This window comes from Thermomonospora umbrina (genome assembly GCF_003386555.1).
Classification (GTDB): domain Bacteria; phylum Actinomycetota; class Actinomycetes; order Streptosporangiales; family Streptosporangiaceae; genus Thermomonospora; species Thermomonospora umbrina.
In genome coordinates, this window is sequence record NZ_QTTT01000001.1 from 673,809 (window position 1) to 699,766 (window position 25,958).

The window sequence follows — 25,958 nt, forward strand, 5'->3', positions numbered from 1 at the left end:
GAACCCCATGCCCGGCACCGCTCGGCGCCAATGTCCCATAGCGATCGTCGGCCTCGACGCCGTGATGCCCGGCGCGCTCGACGTCGCCGACTTCTGGCGCAACGTCGTCACGGGCCGTGATCTGATCACCGACGTCCCGGCGACGCATTGGCGGGTCGAGGATTACCACGACCCCGACCCCACCGCGCCGGACCGGACCTACTGCCGGCGCGGGGCGTTCCTGCCCGAGGTCGAGTTCGACCCCACGGCCTTCGGGATCCTGCCGAAGGCGCTCTCCGCCACCGACACCTCGCAGTTGCTGTCGCTCTTCGTGGCCGGTCGCCTGCTGTCCCGGATGACCGAGCGGGGGGTCGGGGCGGGCGCCGGCGAGCGGGTCGGGGTGATCCTCGGCTGCACGGCGCTCGAACTCCTCGGTGTGATGGCCATGCGGATGGGGCGTCCCCTGTGGCTCAACGGCCTGCGCCGTCAGGGGATCCCGGAGCAGGAGGCCCAGCAGATCTGCGACCGTATCGTCGACGACGGATTCCTCCCCTGGCAGGAGTCGACCTTTCCGGGTCTGCTGAGCAACGTGGTCGCGGGCCGCATCGCCAAGACCTTCGACCTGCACGGCACCAACTGCACGCTGGACGCCGCGTGTGCGAGTTCGCTGGCCGCGCTGTCGATGGCGATCGCCGAACTCGAGCTGCACCGCTGCGACGTGGTGCTGACCGGAGGTGTGGACACCCTCAACGACCCGGTCACCTATCTGTGCTTCTCCAAGACGCCGGCGTTGTCGTTCACGGGCGACTGCCGGCCCTTCGCGGAGGGCGCGGACGGGACGATGCTCGGCGAGGGCCTGGCCATGTTCGCGCTCAAGCGGCTCGACGACGCCGAACGGGACGGCGACCCGATCCACGCGGTCATCCGGGGCATCGGCTCTTCGTCCGACGGGCAGAGCACCGCGATCTACCTGCCGCAGGAGTCCGGGCAGGCCCGCGCGTTGCGCGGCGCCTACGAGCTGGCGGGATACGGGCCGGAGACGGTGGAGCTGGTGGAGGCCCACGGGACCGGCACGGTGGCCGGTGACCTGACGGAGATGGCCGCACTGCGGAAGGTGTTCGACGAGTCGGGGCGGGGCGACCGCCAGTGGTGCGCGGTCGGCTCGGTCAAGTCCCAGATCGGCCACACCAAGGCCGCGGCCGGGGCCGCCGGGCTCCTCAAGGCGGTCCTCGCCCTGCAGCACGGGGTGCTCCCGCCGACCATCAAGGTCGAGCGCCCCGAGCCGGCGCTCGACCTGGAGACGAGCCCGTTCTATCTCAACACGGTCGCTCGCCCCTGGGTGCATCCGACCGGGGACCCGAGACGCGCCTCGGTCTCGAGTTTCGGCTTCGGGGGGACGAACTTCCATCTCACCCTGGAGGAGTACGTCGGCGACAGGAAGGCTCCGCGCCGACGGGTGCTGCCCTCGGAGCTGGTGCTGCTCAGCGCCGATTCGCCGGGCGAACTCCGTGCCCGGTGCGCGACGATCGACACGGGCGGGGGGCCGGCCGCCGTCGCGAGACGATCTCAGGGAGAGTTCCAGAAGGACGCCGGGGCCCGCCTCGCCGTCGTCGCGGAGAGCGACGCGGACCTGGCGGAGAAGCTGGCCCGGGCGGGCGACCTGATCGAGCGGAGCCCCGACGGCGAGTTCTCGTTCCCCGGCCTGCACTACCGGCCCGGGCCGGCCTCGCAGGGACGGGTGGCCTTTCTGTTCCCTGGTCAGGGCGCCCAGTACGTGGGGATGAGCGCGGACCTCGCGATGGCCTATCCCACCGCGCTGGCCGTCTGGGACGAGATCGCCCGCCACGAGGTCGGCGACGTCGTTCGGGACGCGGTCTTCCCGATACCGGCGTTCGGGGATTTCGAGCGGACGACCCAAGAGCGATGGCTCACGGCGACCGAACAGGCGCAGCCCGCGATGGCCGCGCACAGCCTCGTCCTGCTCGCGCTGCTGCGCGACCTCGGGATCCGGCCGGACTGCACGGCGGGCCACAGCTTCGGAGAGCTCGTCGCGCTGCACGCGGCGGGCGTTCTCACCGCGCCCGACCTCCTGCGCGTCGCCCGCCACCGAGGGCAGTCGATGAACGAGGCGGTGACGGTGCCGACCGGGATGGTCGCGGTGGCGGCCGACGCGGACACCGTGCAAGCCGCCCTCGCCGCCTGTGGCGGCGAAGACCTGTGGGTGACCGGGTACAACGCTCCCGCGCAGACGATCGTCTCCGGCACGCGGAAGGCGATCGACGCGCTCAGGGACGAACTCGCGGGGCGCGGGCTGGGCGCACGCCCGCTGGACACGTCCCTCGCGTTCCACAGCCCCCTCCTGCGGGACGCGATCGAACCGTTCTCGAAGTTCCTGCAGGACATCGAGGTGGCGTCACCGGACCGGCCCGTCTACGGGAACGCGAACGCCGAGCCCTATCCGGCGGAGCCCGACGAGATCCGTCACATGATCGCCGCCCACGTCGCCGCGCCCGTGCGCTTCGGCGAGGAGATCGAGGCGATGTACGCGGCCGGTGTCAGAACGTTCGTCGAGGTCGGCGCGGGCACGGTGCTGACCGGTCTGGTCCGCCAGGTGCTGGGCGACCGCGACCACTGCGCCGTGAGCCTCGACCGGCGCGGGACCGACGGCGTGACCGGCCTCAACAACGGCCTGGGGCTCCTCGCCGTCCAGGGGATCACCGGTGACTACGAGCGGCTCTGGGACGGGTATCCGCCGCAGCCGGAGGACACGGCGTCCACCACGTCCGAGGTCTCCCGGCTGGCGGTGCGGATCTCCGGCACCAACTACGGCAAGCCCTACCCGTTCGACGAGCAGGACGTTCGGGAGGCGCCGCCCCGGCCGGCCGCCGCCGCCATCCCGGCGACGAGCGACGAGATGCTCCAGCGCACCACCGAGGTCCACCTCGCCTACCAGCGGATGCTCTCCGAATCCCACCAGAAGTTCCTCGAGTTGGCCGAACGCTCGTTCGCGGGGACGCCCGAGGGCGCGCCGCCGCCCATGCCGGCCCTCCCCCCGCAACCGGCGGTGCCGCCCCACCCCGTCGAACCGCCCGCGGAATCTCGGGTCGAGGGCACCGCTCCCCCCTCCGAAGCCACCGACCTGAGACCGGACAACGTGCGGACGTTCGTCCTGTCGGTCATCGAGGACAAGACCGGCTATCCCACCGACATGCTCAAGGACGAACTGGAGCTGGACCGCGACCTCGGCATCGACTCGATCAAACGCGTGGAGATCCTCTCCTCGTTGGAGGGCATCGTCCCCTCCTTGAACGACATCGATAAGGCGCTGCTGGACGACCTCGCCGCCCTGCGGACGATCGGCGACGTCATCGCGAAGGCGGAGGAACTGCTCGCGGGAACCCCGCGCCCGGCGCCCCGGGACGAGACGCCGCCGCACGCGGAGGAGGTGACCCCCGTGCACCGGCAGGTGCCGCGCGCAGTCCCCTCCCCGTGTACGGGGCTGGGCATGGCGGGTCTCGGAGAGGGCCGCATCGCCGTCACCGACGACCTCGGCGGCGTGGCTCCCCTGCTGGTCACCGAGTTGGCCGCCCGCGGGATCGAGGCGGAGGTCGTGGACACGGTGCCCGACGACGCCGGAGGCGTCGTCCTGCTGGACGGGCTCCGCGACGTACGCTCCATCGACGAGGCGCTCGAGGTCCAACGGTCCTGCTTCCGGACGGCGCGCGCGCTCGCGACGCGGATGGCCGAACAGGGCGGGATCTTCGTCACCGTCCAGAACGGCGGAGGCGACTTCGGCCTCACCGGCTCGACGCCGTCGGTGGCGTGGCTCGCGGGCCTGTCCGCGCTGGCCCGCACCGCCGCTGCGGAGTGGCCGGCGGCCGGCGTCAAGGCCATCGACTGCGCCCTGCCGGACGCCTCGGAGGCCGCGGCGGCCATCGCCCGAGAGCTCGCCGAGGGCGGCCCCGCCCTCAACGTGGGTCTGCGCGCCGACGGCACGAGGGTCACGCTGCGCTACGAGCAGACCGTCCCCGACGATCAGGTGTCGGAGGGCGTCCCGGCGGCGCTCGGCGACGCGCCGGTGATCGTGGCGAGCGGCGGCGCGCGCGGCATCACGGCGGTCGCGCTACGGGCGTTGAGCGCGGCGAGCCGTCCACGGCTCGTCCTCCTGGGGCGCACCGAGCTGAACGACGAGCCGTCCGGGCTCGCGGACGCCGAGGACGAGGCCGCGGTGGTCGGCGCGCTGGCGAGACGGGCGACCGCCGGGGCCGATCCCCTCGAAATCAGGGCCACGGCCCGGGACGTCCTCGCCGTGCGGGAGATCAAGGCGTCGATGGCGGCGTTCGCCGCGGCCGGAGCGGAGGCCCGCTATCTGTGCGTGGACGTACGCGACGACACCGCGGTCGCGACCGCCCTCGAACGGGTGCGGCGAGAGTGGGGGCCGATCACCGGCTTCGTCCACGGGGCCGGGGTCCTGGCCGACGGCCTGCTGTCCGCCAAGGAGGATGCGCAGTTCGACAGGGTCTTCGACACCAAGCTCGAGGGGCTCCGATCGCTGCTCGCGGCCACGGAGCGGGACCCGCTGCGCCTGCTCTGCGCGTTCTCCTCCGTCTCGGCGCATCTGGGCACGCCGGGCCAGTGCGACTACGCGATGGCCAACGAGACGCTGGAACACGTCCTGGTGGCCGAAGGCGCGCGTCGTCCCGACTGTCTCGTCAGGGCGATCGCCTGGGGCCCATGGAGCGGAGGAATGGTCTCCGAGGCACTGGCCGCCAGGTTCCGTTCGGCCGGCTACGGGCTCATCCCGTACGAGGCCGGCGGCGACGCGTTCCTCGCCGAGCTGTCCGAGCCCACCGGGGTCCGGGTGATCCGCAGCGCCCCGCCCCTGCTCCGGCCGCCGCGTACGGCGGCACGGCTCAAGATCGACGAGGCCGGTCATCTCCACCTGGCCGACCACACCATCGCCGACGTCCCGGTCGTGCCGGCCGCGGTGGTGCTCGAGTGGTTCCTCGCCGCGGCCGATGACGCGCGGCCCGGCGAAGGCCGTCCTCTGCTGCGGGACTTCAAGGTGTATCGGGGGCTCAAACTCCCGCGGTTCGCCGACGGCGGGCATCGCCTCACGGTGTGCGCCGGTGACATCGGCTCGGAGCCGCCCTCGCGAGGCGGGCTGGAACTCAGGCTTTCGGACGACACCGGCCGCCCGTGTTACCGCGCCATCGTGCCGGGCTCGACCTCCCCGGAGGAGGCGACGAACGGCCACTGGACTCCCCCGCAGGATCTGATCTCGCTCGGATCGGCCGGCGAGCTCTACTCCACGGGCGTGCTGTTCCACGGCCCGGCCTTCCAGGCGCTCGAGTCCGTCGACGGCGTGAGCGCCGGGGGTGCTCGCGCAACGGTCATCGGCACACGGGGCCTCGGTTGGGCGAGCGGTCGGCATTGGCGGTCCGATCCCGGTGCGGTCGACGGCGCCCTCCAGCTCGCCGGGCTGTGGGCCGGGCACGCGCTGGGCGCGGCGACCCTGCCGATGGGTGTGCGGGAGTGCCGCGTCCGTCGCGGCGGGCTGATCGACGAACCGGCGACCTGCCTGGTCCTCGCCGGGGAGACCGCCGCCGCCCATGCCGAGTGCGACGTCGTCCTCTTGGACGCCGACGGCACGGCGCGGATCGAGCTGAGGGGGGTTCACCTGGTGCGCAGGCCCTCATGAACGCCCCCACCCCAGGAGGAAGAATGTCCGAGCCTTCCCTGATGCCGCCGGCTCCCTCGCTTCCGCCGGCCCAGGAACCCGATGACCCGCGAACGGCGCCCGCCACGCGGTCGACCGGGTCGCCCGGGCAGTGGGAGCTGGTCGCCGGCGCGCATGAGGAATTCCTGCACCGCCTCACCGATGCGCACCAGACGTATCTCCAGGTCGAAGGGGCGCGGGGCCGCGCCGCGCGCAGCATGCTGGTCACCGGCGCCTCGGGGGTCGTCGGCGTCGAACTCGTCGAGCAGGCCAGGCGTCGCGGCTGGCACGTCGTCGGCTGTTCGGCGCGCGGCGGGAACGGGTCGGTGGCCTGGCGGATGGGCGAGGCCGAACCGCCGGCCGAGCTGCGCAGGCCCTGGACGGTGATCGTGCACGCGGCGGCCCGGCCGCGGTTCGATCTGCCGCCGGACGAGGCACGGGCGGCGAACGTCGGACCCTTGCTCGCCCTCGCGCCGCTGGTGTCACCGCGGACCCACCTCGTCCACGTCTCGACCGCCTACGCGACCGGACTGACCGGCGGTGTCGAGTCCGCGGATCCGGGGGACTTCCGCAATTCCTACGAATGGTCCAAAGCCGAGGCGGAACGCGTGGCGTCGGAGCGCTACGGACCGCTGACCATCGTCCGTCCCTCCATCGTCATCGGGCGTCGGTCCGACGGAGCGGTCGCCCGGTTCGCCGGGCCCTACCTCCTCGCGCTGGCCTTCGGGTCGGGACTTCTCCGAGAGATCGCCGGAGACCCCGCCGCCCTCATCGACGTGGTGCCCGTCTGCGCCGTCGCGGAGTGCCTGCTCGACCTGGCCGAGGCCCCCCGGCCCGACACCACCCGCGTGGAGACCGTGGGCCTGGGCGGGCGGGCCCCGACCCTGGCCGAACTCGTGAACGCGTCCGTGGCCGCCGCCGATCGATGGCTGGTCGAGCACGGCGCCGAACCGCTGCCGGAGATACCGATCGTCCCGATCACCACGGCTCATGAGGCGGGCCCGCTCGCGCCCTTGTTGCCCTATCTCTCGGTACGAGAGCCGCTTCCCGTGTCCCGACCGGTCACGCCGAGCCCCCGAACGACGGAGGTCTGTGTCCGCTGGGCCCTCGAGAACGTCCCCGGCCTCACCAAGGCCGTCACCGCGAAAGAGCCGAACAATCGATGATCTGTGAGGGTCACGGCGATCGGAGATCCATGGACGACGTCCCTACCGGCAAGGTGCGATGGAGGAGGACCGCCCTTCTCCTCGTCCCCTCCGCGGCGATCTCGACCCTTGTGGTGGCGCTGACGGCACAGGGCTCGGTCGCCGCGAGCCTCGCGGTCGCGGGAGACGCCTTCAAGGTCCGCGCGGACCGCCTCGACGGCACCGGCCTGGTCCAGTTCACCACCGTGGACAAGGACGCGAGCGGGCGTTCCCACCATGTCCTGGCCACCGGCATCGGGCACGCCCGACTCCATGAGATGTGCGTGTCGGTGCTCACGGACACCCCCTTGGGCGCCATGACGCTCGTCCTGCGCTCGGGGAGGGGTAAGCCCGTGGAGGCCGAGGACCTCGTCCTGGATCTCACGCGGATCGACACCGACGCCACCTTCGACGGCCTCGTGCTGGGCCGGGACGGCGCGTCCCTGTCCGGCGGTCCGCGCGAACTGCTGGGCCGCCGAGGCCAGTACGGTCAGCAGGCGCGGCATCTGGAACTGACCGACTTCCGGCTCCACACGCACACGATCACCGCGGGCGCGTTCAAGTTCAAGGGGCTCGACATCGCCGTGAAACCGGGCCGCCATGAATGCTTCTGACCGCTTCCGCCGCTGGCGGGCCACCCGCCCGTTCTGGGGAGGCCTGTTGACGGTCTCCGCCGGCGCGGAACTGCTCCTCGTCCCGCTCGCTCCGCTGTCGCAACAGGTGCAACTCGGAATGCCCGGCCTGTCCGGGAGAACGGTCGCGCTCCTGCTCGTGACCGCCGGGGTCACGGTCTGGTGCCAGCCGGCCCAGCACTCGTTTCTGGGTGTCGTCACGGTGCTCCTGGGAATCGTTTCGTGGATCACCGCCAATCTCGGGGGATTCGGCGTCGGAATGGCCCTCGCCCTTCTCGGCGGCGGCCTCTCCTTCGGTTGGACGACCACCGCGCGGTCGTCGTCGTCCTCGTCGTCCTCGTCGTCGGAGCCCCCGAGATGATGATCGTCGCGGCGGCCGTCCTCCTGCTGCCCATCACCGCGCAGCCCTGTCTCTCGGAGACGACGACCGGCCGGCGCATCGAGAATCCCCGCCCCGAGACGTCCATCATGGCGACCGCCGACGAGGTCTCGATGCGCGCGGCGACGCTCACCATGTCCGGTCTGCGCTACGAAGGCGTCGTCCAGGTCTCCACGGCGGCGGGGCCTCGACCACGACTGCGCTTCAGCGCGGACTCGGCGAAGCTGAGCGGGGTTCGAGGATTGATGAGCACGCGGACCGGCCACGTTGCGCTGCGAGCCGACTCGCTCTCGTTGAGCGGAGGCGTGGTCGTCCACGTGGGACGCTTCTCCGCCCGGCTGTTGGGACTGATACCCCTGGACTTCACCCCCGCCGCCCCGCCGCCGCTGGTCCTCCCGACGATGAGCTTCACCGCGGTGGTCCTCGACGATCTCCATCTCGAGGCCGACACCGCAACGATGAAGAAGCTCGTCATGAGACCTCTCCCCAGGACGTGACTCGGCCGTTCTCCACGGAGGTCGATGCGCCGCCCATCGATGGTGCGGCACGGCGAGAAGACCTCCACCGGCGGAGGCCGCGAGTCGGCCGAACGGCGTTGGCCGATGTTTTGCGCTGGTGCGGGCGGGGCAGGCAACGACCGCTGCCGCGTGGAAGGTGGGGGTGGTGATGGCGAACCGGGATCATTGGCCGACGCCGGAGCAGGGGCTCGTGGTGACCCAGTTCTTGACGGTCCGCGATGTCGCCGTTTCCCGCGACTTCTACGCCGACGTTCTCGGCGGCGAGGTGGTGTTGGAGGAGAATCCCGCCATCGTCAAGGTCGCCAACAGTTGGATCATCATGAACCCCGGCGGCGGTCCCACGCCGGACAAGCCGGACGTCACCTTGACCCCGCCCGAGGCGGGAGATCCGGTGTCGGCGTTCATGAACGTGCGGGTGGCCGACATCGCGGCCTTCTACGCCCAGGCCACGGCCAAGGGCGCCCGGTTCCTGACCGAGCCGCTGGACCGTCGAGCCGAACTTCGCTGTTACATGCGCGATCCCGACGGCTACCTGATCGAGGTCGGGCAGGCCACCGGGATGCTGGAGGGCGTCTTCGCCGAGCGGCCGGGGAACGGGACCTGACGAGACGTTCCAGAAAATTGGGTGACCTCTTGACCACCCTCAGTAAAGGCACTTACCGTCATGATGTCTCACCAAACGTAGTCATTCCAGGTCGGCGCGTCCCCCCGCTCCGGGCCGCAGAGGGCCCGCGCCGCAGCGAGGACCGTTCATGGCCGACGTGCTGGACCATCGCGAGCTGCCGCCGATCTTCTGTCCGCTGGAGCACGCCATCAACCCCGGATGGCGCGAGGTCGAACGCCGGGCCGTCACGTGGATCGAGCGGATCGGCCTGTGCGCCGACAGCCGCGAGCGCGCCTGGGTGGTCGGGACCAACAGCGCCGACTTCTACGCCCGCTTCGCCCCCGGCGCGGAGGAGGACCGGCTTCTCGCGGCGGCGCTGTGGGTGTACTGGGGGTTCGCCTTCGACGACGCCCGCTGCGACACCGGCCACTACAGCGATCGTCCGGGCGAGTTCGTCCCGATGGCCGCCCGGATCCAGCGGGCCCTGGAGCGGCCGGTCCCGTCCGGTGGGGACGACGCCTACGCCCGGGCGCTGCAGGACATCGCCGCGCGGTTCCGCGCGGTGGGCACGCCGGTGCAGTTCCAGCGGTTCGTCGCGGCGCACCGGGCGTGGCTGTCCGGGGTCGCCTGGCAGATCGCCAACCGGGCGCGCGGCCACATGCCGGGCCTGGACGACTACCTGACCATGCGGCTGCACTCGGCCGGGGGCGAGCCCACGTTCGCGATGCTGGAGATCGCCGACGGCGCGGAGGTGCCGGCCGCCGAGATGGACTCCCCGGCGGTGCGGGCACTCACGGAGATGGCCATTCTGGTCGCCGCGCTCGACAACGACCGTCATTCGCTGCCCAAGGAGCTGGGCCGCGGGCACACGGACCAGAACGTCTTCACCGTCCTGGCGGCCCACGACGGCTGCACCCTCGCCGAGGCGGTGCGCACCGCCGTGGGTCTGCGCGACCGGGTCCTGCTGCGCTTCCTGCGGCTGCGGGAGCAGGTCCGCGCCCGGCTGAGCGCGCCCGGTCGCCGCTACGTCGACGGGCTGGCCCACGGTATCCGGGGCAACGCCGAATGGGGTCTGCGGGTGCCCCGCTACATCAGCCGGGGCGCCCGCCCGGGAGACACCGACACCTCGCCGATCACCTGGGCCGAGAGCCCGCTCGACGACAGCAGGGAGCCGATACCCCTGCCGAGCGTCGTGTGGTGGTGGGACGTGTGAGCACACCGAGAAACCCTCCGGGAGGAACGAGGACCATGGCCAGACGACGCCGCAGAGGCACCACCCGATACGTCGGCGACCTGATCGACGAGACGCTCGACCGCGCGAGCGACGTCGAGCGCGACCTGCGCCGCGCCGCGCGCAAGGCCGTCGACGAGCGCGACCGCGACTGGGACGACGACTGGAACGACGACTGGGACGACCGGGACTGGGACGACTGCTCCGACGAGGAGATCGACGACCTCCTGGACGACCTGGAGGACCTGTACCGGGAGCTGCGCCGGTGCGGCGGACGCCGGCGGCGTCCGGGCCGGCCGGGCCGTCCGGGGCGACGGGAGTCCCGCCGACCCGCGGGCCGGCGCGGCGAGCAGCCGGCCGATCTCGCGGAGACCATCGCCGACCTGGGCCGCCGGGTGGAGGGGCTGTCCCGACAGGTCACCGCCCTCCGCGCGACCGACGGCGGTGAGTGAGCCCGATGCCCGCGGGACCCGCCCGTCCGCGCCGTGAGCGGCGCCGCGCCCTCCGGCTGCGTCGCCGACCGGACGGGCGGCTGTACGACCTCGACGAGCGGCGGGTCATCGGGCTCGCGGAGCTGGGCGACGAGGTGCGGGCCGGGCGCACGTTCCGGGCGCATCGGCAGGGCACCGGCACCGAGTGCACCAACGAGGTGCTGGTGGAGATCCTGCTGACCGCGCTGCCGGGCGTGGCCGGGGCGGTGTCGGCCCACGGGCCGGCGTGGCTGGCGGGCCTGGTGACGCAGGCGGCCGAGCCCGCCGAACGCCCGTCGGGCCGGCGCGGTGGAGGGGGCCGACCGTGAGCGTCGAGCGCCTGCTCACCGTGGCCGGGGTGTTCGCCGGGCTCGCCCGCGCCGAGGCGGCGAGGGTCGTGCGGGCGCGCAGCCTCCGCTCCGGCGAGTCCCCCGATCGGCCGCGCGCCGTCCGGGAGGCGCTGGAACGGCTGGGCCCGTTCTACGTGAAGGTCGGGCAGATGCTCTCGACGCGGCCCGACATCGTCTCCCCGGCGACCATGGCCGAGTTGGCGAGGCTGCACGACAACGTGTCCGTGGCACCGTTCTCGATCTTCGAGCCGGTGCTCGCCGAGGAGCTGGGCGAGGACTGGGCGCGCAGGTTCGTCCGGATCGACTCCGACCGGCCGCTGGGCTCGGCGTCGCTCGCGCAGGCGTACCGGGTGACGCTGCCCGGCGGTCAGAGCGCCGTCATCAAGATCCAGCGGCCGGACATCCGGGCGCTGGTGCTGGACGACATGCGGATGATGCGTCGGGCGGCCCGGCTCGTCGCCCGGGCCCTGCCCGACCTCAACGCCGTCATCGACATCGAGGCCGCGCTGAACGTCATCTTCGACGCGATGGAGGCCGAGCTGGACTTCACCGTCGAGGCCGCCAACATGGACCGGGCCCGGGAGCTGGTCGCGCGGTTCGAGCACCTCGCGGTGCCGGAGGTGATCCTGGCGACCCGCCGGGTGATGGTGCAGAGCCTGGCGCCGGGCGCGTCCATCCGCGAGGTGGACCGCGACTCGCTCACCGAGAAGGAGCGGGTCGGCATCGGTCGCGACCTGCTGGCGTTCATGTACCGGGGCTACTTCGCCGATCGGTTCTTCCACGCCGACCCCCATCCGGGGAACATCTTCGTCGCGCCCGGGGAGAAGGCGCACCTCATCGACTGGGGGATGGTCGGGCGGGTCGACCGGCGGATGAGCATGACGATGATGACCGTCCTGCTGAGCCTGGCGCACAACGACGGGCCCGGACTGGCCCGCGCCTGGGTCGAGCTGGGCAAGGCCACCCCGTGGGCGGACATCGCCGGCTTCGCCGGGGACATGGCCACCCTGGTGCCGAAGATCGCCACCGCGTCGCTGGAGGATCTGGACTTCGGCGTCACCCTGACCTCGGTGCTCAAGTACTCGACCCGGCGCGGGATCCAGACCAGCCCGGTGATCTCGCTGCTGGGCAAGTCGTTCGCGAACATCGAGGGCTCGGTGCGGTACCTGGCCCCGGAGCTGGCGCTGACGGAGGTGTTCGAGGAGGAGCTGCGGGCGATCCTGATCCACCTCGTCCGGGAGTCGATCTCCGAGATCCAGGCGGCGCGGACCGCGATGGATCTCATGATCGGCAACATGCTGGCCCCCGAGCAGCTCCGGGGGCTGGTCCGGGACGTGGCCAACCGCGACTTCACCGTGCGGATCGGCGGTCTGCGGGAGAAGGGTGGCCGGTCCTCCCTCGGCTCCGCGCGGACCGGGAACCGGCTGCCGGCCGCGGTGCTGGCGGTCGGGGCCGGGGCCTTAGCGTGGCGGGCCCGGCGCAGGAGGGCCGCCGTCTGACAGACCTCGTCCGAGATCGACGCAGGGAGGGAACGCCGCATGGACGCCGGAGAGGACCCGCAGGTGACGGCGCTGACCCGCCGGGTGCGGCAGCGGGTCGACGAGGTGCTGACGGAGTTCCTCGGGGCGCGGCTCGACGCGACCGAAGAGGCGGCCGTCCGTTTCGCGTTCGCCACGGTGCGGGACTTCGTGCTGCGCGGCGGCAAGCGGATCCGGCCGACGCTGTGCTACTGGGGATGGCGCGGCGCGGAGGCCGCGGACTCGCCGGAGATCATCAGGGCGGCCGCGGCGCTGGAGGTGTTCCACGCCTTCTGCCTCATCCACGACGACATCATGGACGACAGCGACCTGCGCCGCGGCCGCCCCACCGTCCACCGCGCGCTGGCCTGCGAGCACGCCCGCTCGGGCTGGCGCGGCGAGTCGCGGCACTTCGGGATCTCCACCGCGATCCTCCTCGGCGACATGTGCATGGCCTGGGCCGACGAGCTGCTGTACGGCAGCGGGCTGGGGCCCGAACGCCTCACCGCGGCCCGTCACTGCTACCACTGCATGCGCACGGAGGTCTTCCACGGCCAGTACCTCGACCTGCTGGAGGAGGCCCGCGGGCCGTCGTCGGTGGAGCGTTCGATGACGGTGGTGCGCTACAAGACCGCCAAGTACACCGTGGAACGGCCGCTGCTGATCGGCGGTCTTTTGGCGGGCGGATCGTCCGCGCTCCTGCGGGCGTACTCGGCGTTCGGGCTGGCCCTCGGGGAGGCGTACCAGCTCCGCGACGACCTGCTGGGCGCGTTCGGCGACCCCGCCGTCACCGGCAAGCCCGACCTGGACGACTTCCGGCACGGGAAGCCCACCGCGCTGGTCGCCCACGCGCTCCGGCACGGCCGCCCGACCCAGCGCCGGGTGATCGAGGCCCTCTACGGCGATCCGACGCTGGACGGGCCCGGCGCCCGCCGACTGCGGGAGGCCCTGCACGACACCGGGGCGCCGCGGGCGGTCGAGGCGATGATCGGCGAACGGAGGGAGCGGGCGCTGACCGTCCTCGCCGCTGCCCCGGTCGGCCCGCCCGCCCGTCAGGCCCTCACGGACCTGGTCGCCGCGGCCGTCGACCGCGCCGCCTGACCGCCTGACCATCACCGGGCGGACACGACCCTTCGTCAGTCGGCGGGCTCGTCGGGGTGGGGGTCGTGCAGGCCGAGGCGCAGGTGCTCGCTGTGGTAGACCGCCTCGTCCAAGAGCATGGCGACGTGGTCGTCGTACAGCCCGTACACGATGCGCTGGCCCTCGCGCGTGCCGGTGACCAGGCCCAGGTTGCGCAGCAGGCGTAGCTGGTGGGACACCGCGGACTGCTCCATGCCGATCGTGTCGGCGAGCTCGGTGACGGGGCAGGGGCCCTGCCGCAGCCGGGCCAGGATCAGCAGCCTGCTCGGCGTGGCCAACGCCTGCAGGGTGGCCGCGACCGAGGCGGCGGTGTCGGCGTCCAGGACGGCGGGCGGGATAGCGCGGCCGTCCACTCCATGGCCCATGCCCGCATCCTAGCGCCGTGAGTAAATGAATAGGTGTTCATGCTTTCCTGTATGGTCGGCGGCATCGAGTCGAGGCGAAGGAGCTCCCGATGTCCACCACGTTGACCGAACGCACCGTCGGCCCACGGATCGCGGCCGTGTCGCGCCGTACGAGCGCGTGGTCGCTGCCGGAGGTGAGGTGGGCGGCGGCGGCCACCGTCCTGTTCGTCCTCGGACTGGCGGCCCGATTCGGCGGCGGTCCGGCCTGGTCGTCCACCGCGCTCTTCCTGGGCTGCTACGTCACGGGCGGCTGGGAGCCGGCCCTGACCGGGCTGCGGGCGCTGAAGGACCGGACGCTGGACGTGGACCTGCTCATGGTGGTCGCGGCGGTCGGCGCGGCGGCGATCGGGCAGGTCCTGGACGGCGGGCTGCTGATCGTCATCTTCGCGACCTCCGGCGCGCTGGAGGCGATCGCCACCCGGCGGACCGCCGACTCGGTGCGCGGCCTGCTCGACCTGGCCCCCGACACCGCCGCCCGACTGACGCCGGGGGGCGAGGAGCGGGTGGAGACCGCGACGCTGCGGGTCGGTGACGTGATCGTGGTCCGTCCCGGTGAACGGATCGGCGCGGACGGCCGGGTCGTGGACGGGGCGAGCGACGTCGACCAGGCGACCATCACGGGCGAGGGGCTGCCGATCGCCAAGCGTGTCGGCGACCGGGTGTTCGCCGGGACCGTCAACGGCACCGGATCGCTGCGGGTCCGGGTGGAACGGTCGGCGCACGAGAGCGTGATCGCCCGCATCGTGGCCATGGTCGAGGAGGCGTCGGCGACGAAGGCCCGGACCCAGCTCTTCATCGAGCGGATCGAACGGCGGTACTCCGTCGCGATGGTCGCCGCCACCGTGGCGCTGCTCGCCGTCCCGCCGCTGTTCGGCGCGGACCCCCGGGCCGCCCTGCTGCGTGCGATGACGTTCATGATCGTCGCCTCGCCGTGCGCGGTGGTGCTGGCCACGATGCCGCCGCTGCTGGCCGCGATGGCCAACGCCGGTCGACACGGCGTCCTGGTCAAGTCGGCGGTGGCGATGGAGGGGCTGGGGCGGACCACAGCGGTCGCGTTCGACAAGACCGGCACCCTCACCGAGGGCCTCCCCCACCTCGCCGGCGTCCGCGTCCTGCCCGGGGCGGTGGCGGACGACGCGGAGCTGCTGACGCTGGCGGCGGCGGTGGAGGACCCGTCGGAGCATCCGTTGGCCCGTGCCGTGGTCGACGCCGCCCGCCGCGCCGGTCTCGCCGCCGAGCGCGTCGAGGACTTCGCCTCCGTCCCGGGTCGCGGGGTCGGCGGTCGCGTCGCCGGGCGCCTGGTCGAGGTCGGCAGCCCCGCCCACCTGCTCACCGAGGCGGACGGGCGGGCCGCGGCGGCCGTCGCCGAACTGGAGGGCGCCGGGCGGACCGCCGTGGTGGTCCGTGTCGACGGTGTCCCGGCGGGGGTGCTGGGCGTCGCCGACACCCTCCGCCCCGGCGCCGCCGCGACCGTGGCGGCCATCGCCGTGCTGACCGGGGCCTCGCCCGTTCTGCTCACCGGCGACAACGCGGGGGCCGCCGGAGACCTCGCCCGTCGGGTCGGCATCACCGACGTGCGCGCCGGGCTGCTGCCCGAGGACAAGGTCGCGGCGGTGCGGGACATGCGGGCCTCCGGGAGGCGGGTGCTGGTGGTCGGCGACGGTGTCAACGACGCCCCCGCGCTGGCCACCGCCGACACCGGGGTCGCGATGGGCCGGACCGGTTCGGACCTCGCGCTGGACACGGCGGACGCCGTCATCGTCGGGGACGACCTGGCCGGCGTTCCCGCCGTCGTCGCCCTGTCCCGACGCGCCCGGCGCGTGATCCTCGCCAATCTGGCCATCGCCGGGGCCTTCATCGCCGTGCTGACGCTCTGGGACCTGATCGGGCACCTGCCGCTGCCGCTGGGGGTCCTCGGACACGAGGGCTCCACCGTGATCGTCGGCCTCAACGGGCTGCGCCTGCTGCGCGCCGCCGCCTGGCGCCGCGCGATGACCGCCGGGAACGCCGGCTGACCGCCGGAGGGCGCTCGAATGTACACCGACAATGAAAACGATTATCATGCCGAATCGTCGCCGGACGAAACGGCCGATACCGGTCGTCCTCCCCCGACCGTCGACCGCACGCCCCCAACGAGAGAGAACTCACGACCATGCCGCGCACCCCGAGCCGCCTCGTGCGGCGCACCCTCGCGCTCGCCGCCGCCTGCGCCCTGCTGGCCGGCTGCGGCGGGACCGCCGACGACGGCCCCGGCACGGGCCCCGGCGCCGGGAACGCGGTCGCCGCGAGCCTGCCGCCCGTCCGGCCGGTCGCCGACGCCGACAGCATCACCGATGTGCGGGGCACGACGATCGCGCCCGCGCGCACCCCCGAACGCGTGGTCTGCCTCGTCGCCCTCTGCGACGACATGCTGACCGAACTCGGCATGGTGCCGACCGCCACCAACTCCTCGCTGCTGGCCCACCCGAGGTTCCTCGGCAAGGACGGGGCGAAGAAGGTCCCCGTCATCCCCGGCGGCTTCGTCAGCCCCGAGGTGGAGGCCATCCTGTCCCACAAGCCGGACCTGGTCATCGGGCTCGAGGACACCCACGGAAAGCTCGCCCCCGCCCTGCGGGGCGCCACCACGTTCTGGGGGGTGCAGCCCACCAAGTGGGAGGACAGCGTCGCCTACCTGCGCGGCCTCGCCGCACTGACCCACCGCGGTGACCGGGCCGTCGCCGCCGAGCAGCGGCTGCGCGACGCGCTGATCCGCGCCGAGAAGGCCAAGAGCGACAAGACGGCGCTGGTGGTGTTCGGCAGCGACGAGAACTTCGGCGTGGCCACCCCGGGCATCGACGTGGCCGCCGGGCTGTTCCCGCGGTTCTCCGACTACCCGTGGAAGAGCCGGGGCATCGAGGGCGCCTACAGCCTCGAGGAGATCTTGGCCGAGAACGTCGACGTGCTCTTCGTCGAGACGATCTCGTTCGGCGCGCCCGGCGAGAGGCTCTCGGAGAAGATGGCCGGCAACGCCCTGTGGTCGCAGATCCCGGCCGTCAAGAACGGCAAGGTGATCGAGGTCGACCCGGAGGTGTGGGCCAAGGGCCGCGGCACCCGGTCCCTCGGCATCGTCCTGGACGAGGCGACGGCCGCCCTGCGATGACGCGGACGGCACTCCTGGCGACCGGGCTGCTGGCCGCCGCGGCGCTGTGCGCGCTCTGCCTCGGCACGCCGAACATCGCGCCGTCGCGGCTGACCGTCCTGGCGCCGGGCGGTGCGGCGGACGGGCTGGAGGCGGTGGTGGTCAGGGACGTCCGGCTGCCCCGGCTGCTGCTGGCCCTGGTCGCCGGGGCCTGCCTCGGAGCCGCTGGCCTCGTCCTCCAGGAGACGTTCCGCAACCCGTTGGCCGTGCCGGAGATGCTGGGCGTCTCCTCGGGGGCGGCACTGGGCGTCGCCGCTCCACTGGTGCTCGCGCTCACCCTGCCGGGCTGGGCCCACCCGATCCTGGCCCTGGCGGGAGCCGCGCTGGGCGGGGCGACGACACTGCTCGCCGCCGGATTCGGCCGCAGCCCGTCGGCGGTGCTGCTGACCGGGGCCGCGGTGGCGGCGGCGCTCCAGTCCGCGCTGCTGGTGCTGATGGTGATGGCCGACCAGCTCGACCTTCAGGTGATCTTCCGGTACCTGATGGGCAGCCTCTCCGGCCGTACCTGGGCGGCCTGGCGGGGTGTCTGGCCGTGGCTGCTCGCCACCGCGCCGCTGCTGGTGCTGTGCGCGCCGATGCTGGCGGTGCTCCGGCTCGGCGACGAGGACGCCACCGCCCTCGGGCTGCGGGTGCGGCACGCCCGGCTGGGGGCGCTGGCCGTCGCCGTGCTGCTCATCGCCCCCGTGGTCGCCGTCTGCGGCCCGATCGCGTGGGTCGGGTTCCTCGCCCCGCACCTGGCGCGTCGGCTGCGTCCGGACGCCGACGTGGTGCGGTGGCTGCCGTGGACCGTGGTGTGGGGCGCGGTCATCACCGTCTGGGCCGACCAGGCCGCGCGGCTCGCCCTCAAGCCGGTGGAGACGCCGGTCGGGGCCTGGACCGCGCTGGTCGGCGTCCCCTTGGGGGTGGCGCTGCTGCGCGGTCTCCGTACCGAGCCGAAGGGCGGTCCCCGATGACCCTCGCCGAACGCGCGACGTCCACGAGTCCGTTCCGGGCGTCCTCGACGCGGCGGCGGCCGGTGCTCGCCCTCGGCGCGCTGCTGCTCGCCGTGCCGTTGGCGGCCGTGCTGGACCTGGTCGCGGGACGGGCCCTGTCGATCGGCGAGACGTGGCAGGCCCTCACGGGCGGCGCGGTCGATCCGATCGCCCACCATCTGGTCTGGCGGGTCCGGCTGCCCAGGGTGCTGGTAGCGCTCGGCGCCGGGGCCGGTCTCGGGCTCGCGGGGCTGATCCTGCAGGCGGCGCTGCGCAATCCGCTGGCGGCGCCCGAGGTCACCGGGGTCACGCCCGGCGCGGTGCTCGGGGCGGTCGCCGCCACCGGGGTGGGCCTCGCCGACGCGGCGTCACCGGCCACCGTCGTGATCGCCGCGCTCGCCGGCGGCCTCGGCGGCGTGGGTGTGCTGTGGCTGCTGACCGGCCGGGCGCGCTCGGACCCGGCCGAGACGGCGGTGTACGGCGTGCTGGTCTCCGCGGCGCTCGGCGGTCTGACGGCGGTGACCCTACTCGCCGTTCCGGGGCAGCTCGGCAGTGTCGTTCAGTGGATGGTCGGCACCACCGAGGCGCGCACGTGGGAGCACTGGGCGCTGCTGTGGCCGTGGACGCTGGGCTGGGCCGCCGTCGCCTGGCTGACCGCCGGTCCGCTCATGCTGCTGCGCTGCGGCGATCAGGTGGCGGAGGCGGCGGGGCTGGTCCCGGCGCGGGCGCGCGGTCTGGTGCTGCTCTGCGCCGTGGCGTTGACCGCCGGCGCGGTGGCCGCGGTGGGAGCGCTCGGGTTCGTCGGGCTCGTCGTGCCCCATGCCGCGCTGGCCCTGTGCGGAGGCGACCTGCGGGTCGCGCTGCCGGGGGCGGCGCTCGCCGGCGCGGTCGCGGTGTGCGGCGCGGACGCCGTGGCCCAGCTCCTGTCGCGGGCGGTCACCGGCTGGGGGGCCGAGCATCTCAGCATCCCCGTCGGCGCCGTCACCACCTGCGTGGGCGCGGCCGTGCTGTTGTTCGTGGCCCGTCGGCATGCCGTCGAGCCGTGACCCGTCCCTGCGAACGAGGAGTGCACGAGATCGTGTCCGAGCCGACCGAGGCCGCGTTGGACGTCGACCGGGTGAGCTTCGGCTATCCCGCCCGGAGAGTGCTCGACGAGGTGAGCCTGCGGGTCCGTCCGGGCGAGTTCGTCGCCCTGGTCGGGCTGAACGGGTGCGGCAAGAGCACCCTGCTGCGCCTCGTGGCCGGGGTGCTGCGCCCGGCGTCGGGACGGGTGTGGGTGGGCGGCACCGACATGGCCCGGGTCTCCCGCCGCGACGCCGCCCGCGAGGTCGCCCTGCTGCACCAGTCGGCCCCGGCCGTGCCCGGATTGACGGTGCGCCAGATGGTCCGGCAGGGCCGCTATGCCACGCGGGGTCCGCTGGGCATGCTCCGCGTCGGCGACGACGCGGTGACCGTGCGGGCGATGCGGGACGTCGGTGTGGAGCAGTGGGCGGACCGCCCGGTGGAGGCGTTGTCGGGCGGTGAACGGCAGCGGGTCCGCCTCGCCCTGGCCCTCGCCCAGGACACCCCCGTCCTGCTGCTCGACGAGCCGACCACCTATCTGGACCTGCGGCACCAACTGGAGGTGCTGCAACTGGTGGCGCGGCTCCGCGACGAGCGGGGGCTCACCGTGCTGACGGTGCTGCACGACATCGGTCTGGCCGCCCGTTTCGCCGAACGCCTGGTGGCGCTGCGGGACGGACGCGTCGCGGCGGACGGGCCGCCTGACCGGGTCGTCACGCCCGACCTGCTGCGGGACGTGCTCGGCGTCGAGGGCCGGGTCGGGCGGGATCCCGAGCACGGGTGGCCGATCTGCTTTCCCGACCGGCCCTCCCCCGTCGACATGACCGCGGGCGACCGCCCGGCCCTTCTCGATCCCGGAGCGACCGCACGATGATGCTTCACCCCGAGTTGGTGCGCGCGGCCCGTACCGCACCCGCGCCGTTGCTGCGCGCCACCGCGTTGCTCGCCGCGGTCACCTCCGCCCACGCCGTCCAGGCCGTGCTGCTGGCGGTCGCGCTGGCCGACATCGCCCGTGACCGCACCGACCGGCTGCCCGCCCTGCTGGGCGCGGTGGCCGGGGTGCTGCTCCTGCGCGCGTTCCTCACCTGGTGGCAGCGGCTCGCCGCCGCCGACGCCGGGGCGCTGATCCGGACGACCCTGCGCGACGAGTTGCTCGTCCGGCTCGGCGGACTCGGCCCCGCACACGGCGACGCCGCACGGACGGGGGCGCTGCGGGCGACCGTCGTCGACGGCGTCGAGGGCGTCAACACCTACCTGTCGCGCTACCTGCCGCAGTTGGCCGTGGTGTGCCTGCTCACGCCCGTGCTCCTGGTGTGCGTCGCCGTCGTTCACGCGGGGGCGGCGGTCGTCCTGGCCGCCGCCGTCACGCTGGCGCTGCTGGTCCCGCGGCTGTGGGACCGGGCGCTCGCGGCGCGCGGCAGGGAGCACTGGGACGGCTACGAAGATCTGGCGGCCGACTATCTGGAGGCGCTCCAGCAGATGTCCGCTCTGCGCGCGACCGGAGCCGTCCGACGCAAACGCGAGGCGCTGGAGGACCGGTCGCGCCGGCTGCATCGGGCCACCGTCGCCAAACTGCGGGTCTCCCTGGTCGACACCGCGCTGACGGACCTTGCCGTCCAGGCGGGCACCCTCGGCGCGGTCCTGCTGGCCTGCGCGTCCGCCGCGACCGGCCGCTCGACCGGCGCCGAGCCCTACCTGTTGTTGATGCTGGCCTCCGAGTGCTTCCGGCCGCTGCGCGACCTGTCCAGGGAATGGCACGCCGGGTACGTGGGCGTCTCCGCCGCCGACGGCATCAGGACGCTGCGCACCGCCCGGCCCGCCGTTCCCGACACCGGCACGCGAGCGCCCTCGTGGTCGTCGCCGCCGGCCGTGTCGTTCACCGGCGTCCGGTTCGGCCACCCGGGCGCCGACCGTCCCGCCCTCGACGGCGTCGACTTCGAGTGTCCGGCGGGCCGCACCACCGCCCTGGTGGGCCCGTCGGGGGCGGGCAAGTCCACGCTGTTGGAGCTGCTGCAGCGCCATCACGACCCCGACGCCGGAGCCGTACTGATCGACGGCGTCGACGTCCGGGAGCTGTCGCTGAGCGCGCTGCGCCGTTCCGTCGCCGTGGTGTCCCAGGACGTCTACCTGTTCGCCGCGCCCATCGCCGACAATCTGCGGCTGGCCGATCCCGACGCCACCGACGGGCGACTCGTCGCCGCCTGCCGCGACGCGGGGATCCACGACGAGATCGTCGCGCTCCCCGACGGGTACGCGACCGTCCTGGGCGAACGGGGCGCCACCCTGTCGGGGGGCCAGCGGCAACGCCTCGCCCTCGCTCGCGCGCTGCTCTGCGACACGCCCGTCCTCGTGCTGGACGAGGCCACCAGCGCGGTGGACGAGCGACGCGAGCACCAGATCACCGAGGCGCTGCGCCGCGTCGCCCGGGGCCGGACCTGTCTGATCGTCGCCCACCGGCTGGCCGCCGTTCGGCACGCCGACCGGATCGTGGTCCTGGACGGCGGCCGCGTCGACGCCGTCGGCGACCACCGGGCCCTGGTCGGCGCGGGCGGCACCTACGCCGCGCTGGCCACGGCCGACCTGAGCCCCCGAGGAGCCCGATGAACCGCCGCCCGCACGCCCTGCGCGGGCTGCTCCCCGCGTTGCGGCCGCACCGCCGGATGGTCGCCCGCACGATCGTCGCCTGCCTGGTCGACCAGATCGCGCTCGTCGTCCTGGTCACCTGGCTCGCCCACGGCGTCGGGCGGGCCGTCATCGACGGAACCGCTCCGGGCGCCGCCACCGTCTGCGCGTTCGCCGGGCTGGTCCTCCTGCGCTCCGTCGCGACCTGGCGGGAGATGGACCTGTCGCACGACCTGGCCTACCGAGTCCTCGCGGAGCTGCGGGTGCGCGTCTACGACGGCCTGGCCCGCAGCGCCCCCGCGCGCATCGCCGGGCGACGCAGCGGAGACCTGGCGGCGACCGCGATGAACGACATCGAGGCGCTGGAGTTCTTCTACGCGCACACCACCGCGCGGCTGCTGGCCTCCGGGCTGGTGTTCGTCTGCGGGACGGCGGTGCTCGGCGTGCTCGACCCGTGGCTCGTGCTCGCCGTCCTTCCGGCGGCGGCCGCCCTGATGGCGCATCCGCTGCTGGGCGACCGCGGCCGTACCGCCCGCGGGGAGGCGGTCCGTTCCGCCACGGCACGGCTCTCGGCCGACGCCGTCGAGACCGTGGACGGCATGCGCGAACTCCTCGCCCGCAACGCCCTCGACCGTCGCCGCCGGCGGCTCCTGGACTCCGGCCGGCGTCTCGCGCTGGCCCAGCGCGCCGAGGCCCGGCACGACGGTGCGTTCGCCGCCGTGCAGGACGCCCTCGTGGTGGTGGCGCTGGTCACCGTGGTCGCCGTCGTCGTGGGGAGCGGCGCGTGGGCCCCGGCCGCGCTCGCCCTGGGGGTCTCGATCCTGGCCCCGGTGGCCGCCTCCGCCGACGCCCTGCGTCAGGCCGGCGGCCTGCGCGCCGCCGCCGCGCGGGTGCAGGCGGCGATCACCGCCCCGCCGACCGCGCCGCCCTCTCGCCGACCGCTCCCGCTTCCGGACGGCCCGCTCGGTGTGCGCCTGCGCAACGTTCATTTCTCCTACGGAGGCACCGCCGTGCTGCGCGGGTTGGACCTCACCGTCCCGCCCGGCCGCACCGTCGCCCTCGTCGGGGCCTCCGGGGCAGGAAAGACCACCCTCGCCCACCTCATGGCCCGCTTCTGGGATCCCGCGGCGGGCACCGTGGAGGTCAGCACCTCGAACGGGGCCGTCGACCTGCGCGACCTCGCCGACGACGACCTGCGCTCCGCCGTCGCACTCGTCGGCCAGGACGCCGCCCTCTTCCACGGCACCCTCCGCGACAACCTGCGCCTGGCCGCGCCGAACGCGGACGACGACCTCCTCGACCTGGTCATCGGGCAGTGCGGCGTGGACCGGATCGCCGCCGACCTCCCCGACGGGCTCGATGGGATCGTGGGGGAGCGCGGCGCGACCCTGTCCGGCGGCCAACGCGCCCGTGTCGCCCTCGCCCGGGCGCTGCTCACCGAGCCCCGCGTGCTGATCCTCGACGAGGCGACCGCCCATGTGGACACGGTCGGCGACGCCGAACTCGCGCGCCACCTCGCCGTGCGCGACACGACCACCATCGTCATCGCCCACCGTCCGGCCACCATCCGCCGCGCCGACCACATCGCCGTCCTGGAGGACGGCCGGGTGGTCGAGGAGGGCACATGGGCGGACCTCACCGCCGCCCCCGGTGCGCTGACCCGACTCCTCGAGCCCGTCGGCGGAGGGGCCGCGTGACGGACCGTCCCGTGGTCGGCGAGAAGCCTCCGGAGGCGGATCCGGAGGCTTCTCGTTCGGCCGCGGCGGCCGGTGCGCTCAGCGGGTGCGGGCGACCTCGGCGGCGATGGCGCGCATCGCGGCGAGGGTGTCGGACTCGTCGAGGCTGACCAGCGTGCTCTTGGCGATGACCACGCGGTGCTTGACGGAGACGTAGATGATCTGCCCGGCCAGGCCGCTGGCGTAGTAGCCCTCGGTCCCGTCGATCCACCAGTGCAGGCCGTAGTCCGGGACGACGCCCGAGGGGGCGACGGAGGCGGAGACCCAGGACGCCGGCACGACCTGACGTCCCTTGGCCCTGCCGTCGTTGAGCATCAGCAGGCCGAAGCGGGCGTAGTCGCGGACCCCGGCGTGGTAGCAGCAGTAGCCGAGGCTGTGCCCGTTGCGGTCGTTGGCGATGTCGACGGTGTCGGCCATCCCGGCCGGGCCCCAGAGCTTGTCCTCGATGTACCGGTGGTACGGCACGCCCGTGGCCTTGGCCAGCACCGCGGCGAGCACCGCGGTGTTGATGCCGCTGTAGTTGAAGCGGCTGCCCGGCGCCCATCCCCGGCTCGTGCGGGCGGCCACGGAGAGGGTGGACACGCCGGCGATGACCTGGGCCTGCATCAGGGGCGCGTCGACGACCTCGTTCCAGTTGATCCCCGACGACATCCGCAGCAGGTCGCGGAGGGTCACGTCACCGAACGGCGAGGACGCCAGCTCCGGCAGGTACCGGCCGACCGTGTCCTCCAGGGACCCGATCCTCCCCTCCTCCAGCGCGATGCCGAAGGCGGCCGAGGTGAACGACTTCGACATCGACCAGGACTGGAACTGCGTGTCCTTGGAGGTGCCCCCCGAGTACCACTCCTTGACGATCTTGTCGCCGTCCAACACCACCAGGCCCTGGGCGGCCCGCCCGAGGTACTCCTCCAGCGTCCTGGTCTGGCCGTTGTGGGTGTAGGTGACGTTCAGATCGCGCGGCGCGTCGGTCAGGGCGAGCGGGTCGGACGACGGCTTCACGGTGTCGAAGCCGGTGAACTTGATCGTGTCCCCCGGCTCGGCGGCACGGGAGACGGCCACGCCGGGGGCGGCCTGCGCGGGGGCGGTGGCGACGCCGACCGTCAGGGCGGCGGCCAGGGCGGCGGCCAGGGCCGGTGAAAGGGATCTGCGACGCATCAGAGAACTCCAGGAGTCGGACACCGCGGGCCGAGGACCGCCCGCGGTGTTCCTTGGGGCGCCGGTGACGCCCCAAGAGGACTGACATACACGGAGAATGCAACGTACGCCGAGTATGAAAGCTTTACCGCGAGGAGCTGTCAAGCGTCGCGAACGGCACGGAACGGCGCTTCTGTTGGCGCGTTCCAAACCCTCTCTGACCTGTGCGATTCCCGTCCTTCCCGGACCCGACGGCGACCGTGTCGCCCCTGGTCAGACCTAGGGCAGGTCAAAGAAATATTACTGTCTATATGACCTGTGTCACAATGCGAACGCCATTCTGGCAATGCGCCGTCCCCAGAGGACCGGTCGGCGATCCAGGGCGGCCTTGCGACAGGTCTCCGCGGCCATGTCCCAGGCGAGGGTGAGCGGATCGAGGATCCGGACCGGCCGCCGCGCACGGTCCGGCCGAGGCCCCGGTTCCTGCGCCGGGACTCCTGCGGCTGCGTACGGTAGTCGGCCGGCCGCACCGGGATGTCACCCTCGGGAGATGGCGGCGCCGCCGCCGCGCTGACGACCATGGGCGCGATACGTCGGAATGACAGTGGAGGCGACACCCGATGGAGATCCCGCGCAAGAACCTGATTCCGGTCGCGACCTTCTGCGGGCAGTGCTCCTGCGGATGCCCCCAACTGTCGATCGACCCCGACGCCGAACCCGAGCGCCGCGTCGTCATCACCGACGACTTCGGGCAGTTCGTCCAGATGAGCACCGACCAGTTCACGGACATCATCCAGCAGGCCCAGGAGGGCTCGCTGCTGGCCGACGTCACGGCCGCCGTCCACCGGATCGGGTGAGCCCGGGCCCGGTCGCGCGCATCAGCGCGATCGTCCGCACTCCGCCCATGCGGCAGGCGTCCCTGGGGGCGCCGTCCCACACCGGGAGTGCCGGTGACGTGAACGCCCCACCGGACGCCTGACGGAGGGGAGCACGTCGGTGTTCGCCGACGCGACGGTACGGCGCGAGGCGCCGCCGAGGGCCCGTTTCGCGACGGGTAACGTGACCTACGACCTGGACGCGAACTTCGCCCGGTATCGGTGACGGTCCTGCTCCGGGCCGCGGCCTCGC

General features: G+C 73.4%; 21 protein-coding genes. 19 read left to right on the forward strand and 2 right to left on the reverse strand.

What is annotated here, in order from left to right; all coding sequences use genetic code 11:
• Positions 1-7: 7 nt before the first annotated feature.
• From DFJ69_RS02960 to DFJ69_RS03010, 11 genes are all read left to right on the forward strand, one after another.
• Complete coding sequence (locus tag DFJ69_RS02960; protein ID WP_116021055.1) at positions 8-5,680, forward strand: type I polyketide synthase; 5,673 nt, start codon at positions 8-10, stop codon at positions 5,678-5,680.
• 23 nt (positions 5,681-5,703) lie between these two features.
• Positions 5,704-6,864 (forward strand): SDR family oxidoreductase, encoded by a 1,161-nt coding sequence (locus tag DFJ69_RS02965; RefSeq protein ID WP_170177524.1) that lies wholly within the window; start codon positions 5,704-5,706, stop codon positions 6,862-6,864.
• 29 nt (positions 6,865-6,893) lie between these two features.
• The gene (locus DFJ69_RS02970) at positions 6,894-7,496 is read left to right on the forward strand and encodes a DUF6230 family protein (RefSeq protein ID WP_116021057.1); all 603 of its coding nucleotides are present in this window, start codon (positions 6,894-6,896) and stop codon (positions 7,494-7,496) included.
• Entirely contained in the window at positions 7,483-7,875 is a 393-nt protein-coding gene (locus DFJ69_RS02975; protein WP_147312191.1) for a DUF6114 domain-containing protein, read from the forward strand. The genes DFJ69_RS02970 and DFJ69_RS02975 overlap by 14 nt, the downstream gene beginning before the upstream one ends.
• Positions 7,812-8,390, forward strand: coding sequence for a hypothetical protein (locus DFJ69_RS02980; RefSeq protein ID WP_147312192.1), 579 nt, complete (start codon positions 7,812-7,814; stop codon positions 8,388-8,390). Before DFJ69_RS02975 ends, DFJ69_RS02980 begins: the two co-directional genes overlap by 64 nt.
• Positions 8,391-8,559: 169 nt before the next feature.
• A complete protein-coding gene (locus tag DFJ69_RS02985; protein ID WP_116026352.1) occupies positions 8,560-9,015 on the forward strand; it encodes a VOC family protein in 456 nt (151 codons plus the stop codon).
• Between the two features lie 148 nt (positions 9,016-9,163).
• The gene (locus DFJ69_RS02990) at positions 9,164-10,228 is read left to right on the forward strand and encodes a terpene synthase family protein (RefSeq protein WP_211328497.1); all 1,065 of its coding nucleotides are present in this window, start codon (positions 9,164-9,166) and stop codon (positions 10,226-10,228) included.
• A 35-nt stretch (positions 10,229-10,263) separates the two neighbouring features.
• The gene (locus DFJ69_RS02995) at positions 10,264-10,698 is read left to right on the forward strand and encodes a hypothetical protein (RefSeq protein WP_116021060.1); all 435 of its coding nucleotides are present in this window, start codon (positions 10,264-10,266) and stop codon (positions 10,696-10,698) included.
• A gap of 5 nt (positions 10,699-10,703) precedes the next feature.
• Positions 10,704-11,045 (forward strand): polyhydroxyalkanoate synthesis regulator DNA-binding domain-containing protein, encoded by a 342-nt coding sequence (locus DFJ69_RS03000; RefSeq protein ID WP_116021061.1) that lies wholly within the window; start codon positions 10,704-10,706, stop codon positions 11,043-11,045.
• Positions 11,042-12,565, forward strand: coding sequence for an ABC1 kinase family protein (locus DFJ69_RS03005; RefSeq protein WP_211328498.1), 1,524 nt, complete (start codon positions 11,042-11,044; stop codon positions 12,563-12,565). Before DFJ69_RS03000 ends, DFJ69_RS03005 begins: the two co-directional genes overlap by 4 nt.
• 39 nt (positions 12,566-12,604) lie before the next feature.
• Positions 12,605-13,684 carry a polyprenyl synthetase family protein gene (locus DFJ69_RS03010; RefSeq protein WP_116021062.1) on the forward strand — a complete coding sequence of 360 codons (1,080 nt, stop codon included), beginning with the start codon at positions 12,605-12,607 and terminating at the stop codon, positions 13,682-13,684.
• 35 nt (positions 13,685-13,719) lie between these two features.
• Here the strand turns inward: DFJ69_RS03010 and DFJ69_RS03015 are convergent, their stop codons facing one another.
• Positions 13,720-14,088, reverse strand: a complete 369-nt coding sequence (locus tag DFJ69_RS03015; RefSeq protein WP_116021063.1) for an ArsR/SmtB family transcription factor — start codon at positions 14,086-14,088, stop codon at positions 13,720-13,722.
• Between the two features lie 89 nt (positions 14,089-14,177).
• Between DFJ69_RS03015 and DFJ69_RS03020 the strand changes: the two genes are divergently transcribed.
• The 7 genes from DFJ69_RS03020 (at position 14,178) to DFJ69_RS03050 (ending at position 23,657) form a co-directional block, all read left to right on the forward strand.
• The gene (locus DFJ69_RS03020) at positions 14,178-16,142 is read left to right on the forward strand and encodes a heavy metal translocating P-type ATPase (RefSeq protein ID WP_116021064.1); all 1,965 of its coding nucleotides are present in this window, start codon (positions 14,178-14,180) and stop codon (positions 16,140-16,142) included.
• A gap of 137 nt (positions 16,143-16,279) precedes the next feature.
• Positions 16,280-17,266, forward strand: coding sequence for an ABC transporter substrate-binding protein (locus tag DFJ69_RS03025; protein ID WP_116021065.1), 987 nt, complete (start codon positions 16,280-16,282; stop codon positions 17,264-17,266).
• Entirely contained in the window at positions 17,263-18,258 is a 996-nt protein-coding gene (locus tag DFJ69_RS03030; protein ID WP_116021066.1) for a FecCD family ABC transporter permease, read from the forward strand. The genes DFJ69_RS03025 and DFJ69_RS03030 overlap by 4 nt, the downstream gene beginning before the upstream one ends.
• Entirely contained in the window at positions 18,255-19,322 is a 1,068-nt protein-coding gene (locus tag DFJ69_RS03035) for a FecCD family ABC transporter permease (RefSeq protein ID WP_116021067.1), read from the forward strand. The genes DFJ69_RS03030 and DFJ69_RS03035 overlap by 4 nt, the downstream gene beginning before the upstream one ends.
• A gap of 32 nt (positions 19,323-19,354) precedes the next feature.
• Positions 19,355-20,212, forward strand: coding sequence for an ABC transporter ATP-binding protein (locus DFJ69_RS03040; RefSeq protein WP_116026355.1), 858 nt, complete (start codon positions 19,355-19,357; stop codon positions 20,210-20,212).
• Positions 20,209-21,942: an ABC transporter ATP-binding protein/permease gene (locus tag DFJ69_RS03045; RefSeq protein ID WP_116021068.1), complete on the forward strand. Its 1,734-nt coding sequence runs from the start codon at positions 20,209-20,211 to the stop codon at positions 21,940-21,942. Before DFJ69_RS03040 ends, DFJ69_RS03045 begins: the two co-directional genes overlap by 4 nt.
• The gene (locus DFJ69_RS03050; protein WP_116021069.1) at positions 21,939-23,657 is read left to right on the forward strand and encodes an ABC transporter ATP-binding protein; all 1,719 of its coding nucleotides are present in this window, start codon (positions 21,939-21,941) and stop codon (positions 23,655-23,657) included. The genes DFJ69_RS03045 and DFJ69_RS03050 overlap by 4 nt, the downstream gene beginning before the upstream one ends.
• A 78-nt stretch (positions 23,658-23,735) precedes the next feature.
• Here the strand turns inward: DFJ69_RS03050 and DFJ69_RS03055 are convergent, their stop codons facing one another.
• Complete coding sequence (locus tag DFJ69_RS03055) at positions 23,736-24,851, reverse strand: serine hydrolase domain-containing protein (protein WP_116026356.1); 1,116 nt, start codon at positions 24,849-24,851, stop codon at positions 23,736-23,738.
• 599 nt (positions 24,852-25,450) lie between these two features.
• Between DFJ69_RS03055 and DFJ69_RS03060 the strand changes: the two genes are divergently transcribed.
• Positions 25,451-25,687, forward strand: a complete 237-nt coding sequence (locus DFJ69_RS03060) for a hypothetical protein (RefSeq protein ID WP_116021070.1) — start codon at positions 25,451-25,453, stop codon at positions 25,685-25,687.
• The last annotated feature ends 271 nt before the right edge of the window (positions 25,688-25,958 follow it).